The sequence below is a fragment of the Bacillus sp. C30 genome, assembly GCF_040838255.1.
In the GTDB taxonomy this organism is placed as follows: domain Bacteria; phylum Bacillota; class Bacilli; order Bacillales; family Bacillaceae_G; genus Bacillus_A; species Bacillus_A mycoides.
The window spans coordinates 1-6,516 of sequence record NZ_JBFPJH010000184.1; the positions used below are offsets into that span (position 1 = coordinate 1).

Consider the following 6,516-nt stretch of genomic DNA (forward strand, 5'->3'; position numbering starts at 1 on the left):
TTTGTTCATAAATAAGTTAACACTCCCTTTCTTTTTATTATATAGAAAAAGAAAAGGAGGCAGAAGTATTTTTTAAACAATTGATTTATTAGACACATTCGCTTCCGTTTTACGTTTTGAAATTACATAATAAAAAGCAATCCCTAATGATAGGATCAATATACAGCTCAGTACATAAAACGGGATCATCACCCCTGCTTTAGATACGCCTGCCGTAAACAACATTAATAATACAATTCGAATTCCTGTACCAATTAATCGAAATAAGCTGTCCACACGTCCCATTACTTCATTTGGAATTTCTTCCATCATCAATACATTTCTCGCCACTCTCGTTCCAGCATTTCCAATCGCATGAAAAATCGCTAGTCCATATAATAACATAATGGAAGGCTCAATAATCATTACGGTAATTGAAATTACATAAATGAACATCGTCATAACGATTGAAACTTCTGTTTTGACATATTTCATCATGATTGGAATACTTATTCCTGCAAGAACCGCTCCGACACCGTACATCATACCTTCAATTGCGTATACAGAGGCACTAACTTTGAGTATATCTGAAATATATACTGGGATTAAATAATTTGCCATCATGACACCGATAAACGGCATATAAGTCACTAGTAAAAACCAAAATAACTTAGGGCGCTTTTTCATAAAGTGAATTCCTTCGAACAATTGCTTCTTAAAGGTTACTTTCCCTTTTACTTCTTTTTTCTTTACATATGGTATACATAAGAACAAGAAAAATGCTCCTGCAAAAGTTAACATATCCACTAACAAGATCCATTTCAGAGAAATAATCTCAATTAAAAAGCTAGCAGCTGCACCTGAAATAACTTGCGTTAATTGTCCTTGTATTTCCATCGTGCCACTTAAACTTTTATAATGCTCTGATTTAAATATTTCTTGGTTAAATGCAAATATTGTGGGATAGAATAATAGATAATAGAAAGAACCTGCTATATAAATAATAATGTAATGAATAGAATTGTATGATTGCCCAGCAAATCCCCAAATAGCCATCATTCCTATAATGGCTATCCCGATACCTTCGTTACATAACAATAAAGATTTTCTTGAAAAACGATCTATGCTTTGCCCAATGAATGGTGTTAGTAAAAACATGATGAGAGTTGCAACGATAGAAATATACCCAAACGTTGTCTCTCCCCCACTTTCCTTAATCAATAGCCACGGAATCGTTATCATAACAATCCCAGAGCCAATAGCAGATAAACTATTGGCTCCTAGAATGTAGTACAAGCGAGAATCATAATAAAGAGAGGACATATCACTCAACTCCTAGTTGTTTTTTCACCTCTTTATATACGCTCATATATGCTTTTAATTCTTTAACTAAATCATGAATTAATGGTTTTGCATCTTCTCCAAGTTCACTATCTTGCACATGTAATCCATCAAGCACGACTTGTTTTGGAATTGCGTTTGCGTAAACGCCTCTAGCGACAGTGCGCATACTATTTAATGCGTTTATTCCCCCTTTACCTCCTCCAGCAACTGCTAGTAATGCGACAGGCTTATGGATGAATTCACTGCTACTTAAGTAGTCTAACGAATTTTTCAGCGCTCCGCTCATCGCGTTATGATATTCTGGTGTACATAGTACTACTCCATCCGCAGCTTTCACTAAAGCTTTTAATTTTTTTACTGCCTCTAATTCACGTTGTGATTCTTCTCCATTATATAAAGGCAATTCCGCTACTGCTAAATCGTATAACTCCCCTTCAAATTGCTCTGCAATATATTTTGCCACAACGCGAGTTCTACCGAATTTTCTTGGTGTACCGTTAATAACGACTAGTTTCATAATTATTTCTCCCCTTTGTTTTCAAGTTATATTTATATATTATCAGAAATTTCTATACAAAACACAGTAAAAAGAGGGAAAAACTTTCATTAAATAGTATGAGAAATAAAAAAAACTCATACTTTCGTATGAGTTTCACAAAACTAATATTTCCTATTTTTTCACAACCTCATGTCCACCGAATTGATTACGAAGTGCAGAAACCACTTTTCCGTGGAATGTATCATCTTCTTGTGAACGGTAGCGCATAAATAATGACATAGCGATAACTGGTGCCGCTGCTTGTAATTCAAGCGCAGTTTCAACAGTCCATTTCCCTTCTCCTGAAGAGTTCATTACACCTTTAATGCCATCAAGTTTTGGATCATCTGCAAATGCTTTTTCAGTTAAGTCCATTAACCAACCACGGATAACTGATCCGTTCGCCCATACTTTTGCAACATCTTCATAATTGAAATCAAAATCACTTTTATCTAGTACTTCAAATCCTTCAGCGATTGCTTGCATCATTCCGTATTCAATACCGTTATGAACCATTTTTAAGAAATGCCCACTACCGACGCGGCCTGCATATGAATAACCATTTTCTACTGCTAAATCTTTAAATAAAGGTTCTAGTTGATCATAAATTTCTTTTTCTCCACCAACCATTAAGCAAGCGCCGTATCTAGCTCCTTCTACACCGCCTGATGTACCGATATCTACATAATGTAAGCCAAAGCTTTTCGCTTCTTCAGCACGGCGTAACGTATCCTTATAGAATGAATTTCCGCCTTCAATAACGATATCGCCTTCCTCTAATAATGGATATACATCTTTTAGTACTGACTCGACAACTTCTCCTGCAGGTACCATTACCCAAATTGTACGAGGTGCTTCTAGTTCAGCAATCATTTCTTTTAACGTATGACGGGCAGTAATCCCTAATTCCCCTGCCTTTTCAACAAGCTCATTATTTACATCGTATACAACTACTTCATGCTTGTCTTCATGTAAGTGTTCAGCTAATGGGAATCCCATTTTTCCTAATCCAATTAAACCTAGTTTCATATTAATCAATCTCCCATTCTATACAAATATATTTAATAATGAAATTAGCCCAAGTGCTACAACAGATAATATTGTCTCCATTGCAGTCCATGTTAATAATGTTTCTTTCACAGTCATTCCGAAATACTCTTTAATCATCCAAAATCCTGAATCATTTACATGCGATAAAATTAATGACCCTGCTCCTGTTGCAAGTGCCAGTAACTCTACATTTACTCCTGGTGTACTTGCTGCAATCGGTGCTACAATTCCAGCTGCTGTCATCATAGAAACAGTAGCCGATCCCGTTGCAACTCGGATAAGTGCAGCAATTCCCCAACCTAATAATATCGGTGAAATATGCGATTCTTTCGCCATCTCCGCAATTGTAGTTCCAATCCCAGAATCTAATAACACTTTATTAAATGCGCCCCCTGCACCGATAACTAACAGTATGTTTGCAATCGGCCCTAAGCAATCGTTTGTAAATTGTAAGACTTTGTCTTTAGAAAATCCTTTTGCATAGCCAAGACTAAAGAAAGAATATATCGTTGCAATTAATAATGCGACTATTGGATCTCCAATAAAGTGCAATACTTGTGCAAGTTGACTCGTTTTGCTTAACGCTACTTCCGCAATGGATGCACCAAGCATAAGAAATACTGGAAGTAAAATAGTAAACAATGTATTTCCGAAACTAGGAAGTTCCTTCTTCTTATCTCTTTCAATAAATTGCTCCGCTATTTCTAATGGTACTTCTTTATGTATACGAGCACCGATCCATTTCCCGTAAAGCGGACCTGAAATTATTGCAGTTGGAAGTCCGACAATTAATGCATATAAAATTGTCTTCCCTACATCTGCTTTAAATATACCTACCGCTGCCATTGCTGCTGGATGCGGTGGAACAAGTCCGTGTACAACCGAAAGACCTGCTACTAGCGGAATTCCGATTGTAATAAGTGATACCCCTGTTTCTAACGCAATTGTAAATACTAACGGAATTAATAGTACAAATCCAACTTGGAAAAACACCGGAATCCCTACTAAAAATGCAACGAACATCATTGCCCAGTGAACACGCTTTTTCCCAAAACGTCCAATTAATGTGTTTGCAATTCGTTCAGCACCGCCAGACTCAGCCATCATTTTTCCAAGCATTGTTCCTAAAGCTAAAACAATCGCTAAAAACCCTAACGTATTACCAAGACCTAATTTAATAGAATCGATAATCCCCGGATGTTGTGGTGAAGTTCCAATTAAGGGCATCCCCATTGCTAGCCCAACTCCGATTGCTGTTAAAATTAACGCGACAAATGGATGCCATTTTACTACCGTAATTAGTAAAAGTAATATAACAACAGCCGCTAGTACGATCCCAACTACCATTTCTCCCAATCCCCCTATTGTTTACGTTGGAAAGCAGCTATACAATCAAATTCTTCTTTCAAACGATTGTAAAGTCGTTCATACATATAAAACATCTCTAAATATAAAGCCGTATTTTCTTTATTCGGTACATGGTGATGGACAATATCAATCCAATCCTTCACCTCTTCAAGAGAATCAATTTTCCCGATTGCATACAAAGCAAGTGCTGCTGCCCCAAGCGCAGATGCTTCATGACTTTCTGGAACAAGCAATTCTTTCCCCATCATGTCAGATAACATTTGTCTCCAAAATGCAGATTTCGCAAAGCCTCCTGAAACACGTATTTCAGTAAGTGGCCCTGTACAATCTCGAATGGCAAGTGCTACTGAATACACACTCATACAAACACCTTCCATAACTGCTCGTATGAAATGTTCACGTTTATGCTGAAGGTTTATCCCGAAGAATGTACCTCGAGCATTTGCATTCCAGTAGGGTGCACGTTCTCCAGATAGAAACGGTAAAAATAGTAATCCATCTGCTCCAGCTGGTACACTTTCTGCATACTTAATTAATAAATCATAAGGATCAATTCCAAGCTTTCTTGCTACCTCTTGCTCTGGGCTACCAAATTCATCACGTAACCATCTAAGTAATATTCCACCGTTATTCGTTGGTCCGCCGATCACCCAGTGCTCATCTGTTAATGCGTAACAAAAAGTTCTTCCTTTTTCATCTGTATTAACACTCGATGAAATTGTTCGAACCGCACCACTTGTCCCGATCGTAATTGCAGCTGAGCCAGGTGATATTGCACCGACACCTACATTTGCAAGAACACCATCACTTGCACCAATAACAACTGGAGTATCCTCACTAATACCCATCTTTTGTGCTAATTCCGGCTTCATTCCCGATAAAATATATGTAGTTGGTACAGGTGTTGATAATTGTTCTGGTGACATATTTAACATAGTTAAAACATCTTCATCCCAGTTTAATGTTTTTAAATTAAATAACCCTGTAGCAGATGCGATAGAATAATCAACTACATAGCGTGAAAATAATTGATAAATGACATACTCTTTAATGGAAATAAATTTATGAGCAGTTCTGAATAACTCCGTTTCTTCTTCTTTCATCCACAATAATTTAGAAAGTGGTGACATCGGATGAATTGGTGTACCAGTTCTTCTATAAATGTCATGACCATTCATTTGTTGTAATAGTTTTTCTGATTGCTTTGTGCTTCTATTATCTGCCCAAATAATAGAGCGCGTTAACGGCGCACCGTTTTCATCTACAGCAATTAAGGCATGCATCGCTGTACTAATCCCGATAGAAGAAATATCTTCCGGTGACACATTACCCTTTCCAATGGCAACGCTTACAGTTTTATATACAGCAGCACATATTACATCAGGATCTTGCTCAGCCCATCCGACCTTCGGTTGAATAATTGGATAATCAATTGCATGTGAAGCAACGACTTTTCCTTTTTCAGTGAATACAACCGTTTTCGTACTTGTGGTACCGATGTCAACCCCGATTACTCTCCCCCTTGTTTCCATGCGAACCTTCCCTTCGTTTCTAGCAAAATACGATCTAGTAAACCGTTTACATGAATTAGTATATAAAATATTTTTTCGTAAATCAAGTTATGAAAAGAAAATTTTTTTCAAACCAAAATGTACCTCTCATCTTCTTAATCATTCTCTTTATCTTTTTTAAATAACCTTTTTAATTTATCAAACATTCTTTCCCCTCCACCTAAAGATAATAATATATAAGTTCTCGTTTTCTTAGCTTGATCGACATAGGGCGTGGCTTCCTACTATCACTTTTTTACCTTGTAAATATATGTCCCATACTATAAAATCTAATAGTATTTATATTTTTCTGAAAAATCAAAACAAAATATGAATTTTATTGTATAATGTTGTAAAAAGATGTCGGAGGGATTTAATGTTATATAAAATATCTCAATTCACAATAAAACTTTCATCAATTCTTTTATCACTCTTACTATTACTAAATTTACCTTATTTATTTATCACTCAACAGGGATTCACTTTTCAACCAATTCATTTTTTTAATCAGATCGTTACTATGTTAAAACAGGTTTTCTCCCCTGAATCATTAGTAGTTATAGGATCAGACCCGAAATTTGGTCATTTCAAAAAGACACCATTATTTCCAACTGTTTTAGAACCCTACCTATATTCATTTACTGTATTATTTATAGCCTTTTTGCTTGCACTCTTTCTATCATCTAG

At 36.3% G+C, this 6,516-nt stretch carries 5 protein-coding genes and 1 pseudogene; 1 reads left to right on the forward strand and 5 read right to left on the reverse strand.

The window, feature by feature from the left end:
* Positions 1-72: 72 nt before the first annotated feature.
* The 5 genes from AB3X49_RS15635 to gntK all read right to left on the reverse strand — a co-directional run bounded on the left by AB3X49_RS15635 (position 73) and on the right by gntK (position 5,811).
* Complete coding sequence (locus tag AB3X49_RS15635) at positions 73-1,302, reverse strand: MFS transporter (protein WP_367963183.1); 1,230 nt, start codon at positions 1,300-1,302, stop codon at positions 73-75.
* Position 1,303: 1 nt separating this feature from the next.
* Positions 1,304-1,840: an NADPH-dependent FMN reductase gene (locus AB3X49_RS15640; RefSeq protein ID WP_002031805.1), complete on the reverse strand. Its 537-nt coding sequence runs from the start codon at positions 1,838-1,840 to the stop codon at positions 1,304-1,306.
* Between the two features lie 153 nt (positions 1,841-1,993).
* A complete protein-coding gene (gene gnd, locus AB3X49_RS15645) occupies positions 1,994-2,890 on the reverse strand; it encodes a phosphogluconate dehydrogenase (NAD(+)-dependent, decarboxylating) (protein ID WP_002127226.1) in 897 nt (298 codons plus the stop codon).
* 18 nt (positions 2,891-2,908) lie between these two features.
* Positions 2,909-4,258: a GntP family permease gene (locus AB3X49_RS15650; protein WP_000260210.1), complete on the reverse strand. Its 1,350-nt coding sequence runs from the start codon at positions 4,256-4,258 to the stop codon at positions 2,909-2,911.
* 14 nt (positions 4,259-4,272) lie between these two features.
* Positions 4,273-5,811: a gluconokinase gene (gntK, locus tag AB3X49_RS15655; RefSeq protein WP_215577058.1), complete on the reverse strand. Its 1,539-nt coding sequence runs from the start codon at positions 5,809-5,811 to the stop codon at positions 4,273-4,275.
* A 394-nt stretch (positions 5,812-6,205) separates the two neighbouring features.
* Here gntK and AB3X49_RS15660 point away from each other — a divergent pair.
* Positions 6,206-6,516, forward strand: a pseudogene (locus tag AB3X49_RS15660) (ABC transporter permease subunit); the annotation flags it as partial.

Bases quoted from the DNA above. Each gene is read 5' to 3' on its own strand.
- AB3X49_RS15635 (WP_367963183.1), bottom strand. From the start codon at position 1,302: ATGTCCTCTCTTTATTATGATTCTCGCTTGTACTACATTCTAGGAGCC.
- AB3X49_RS15640 (WP_002031805.1), bottom strand. From the start codon at position 1,840: ATGAAACTAGTCGTTATTAACGGTACACCAAGAAAATTCGGTAGAACT.
- gnd (WP_002127226.1), bottom strand. From the start codon at position 2,890: ATGAAACTAGGTTTAATTGGATTAGGAAAAATGGGATTCCCATTAGCT.
- AB3X49_RS15650 (WP_000260210.1), bottom strand. From the start codon at position 4,258: ATGGTAGTTGGGATCGTACTAGCGGCTGTTGTTATATTACTTTTACTA.
- gntK (WP_215577058.1), bottom strand. From the start codon at position 5,811: ATGGAAACAAGGGGGAGAGTAATCGGGGTTGACATCGGTACCACAAGT.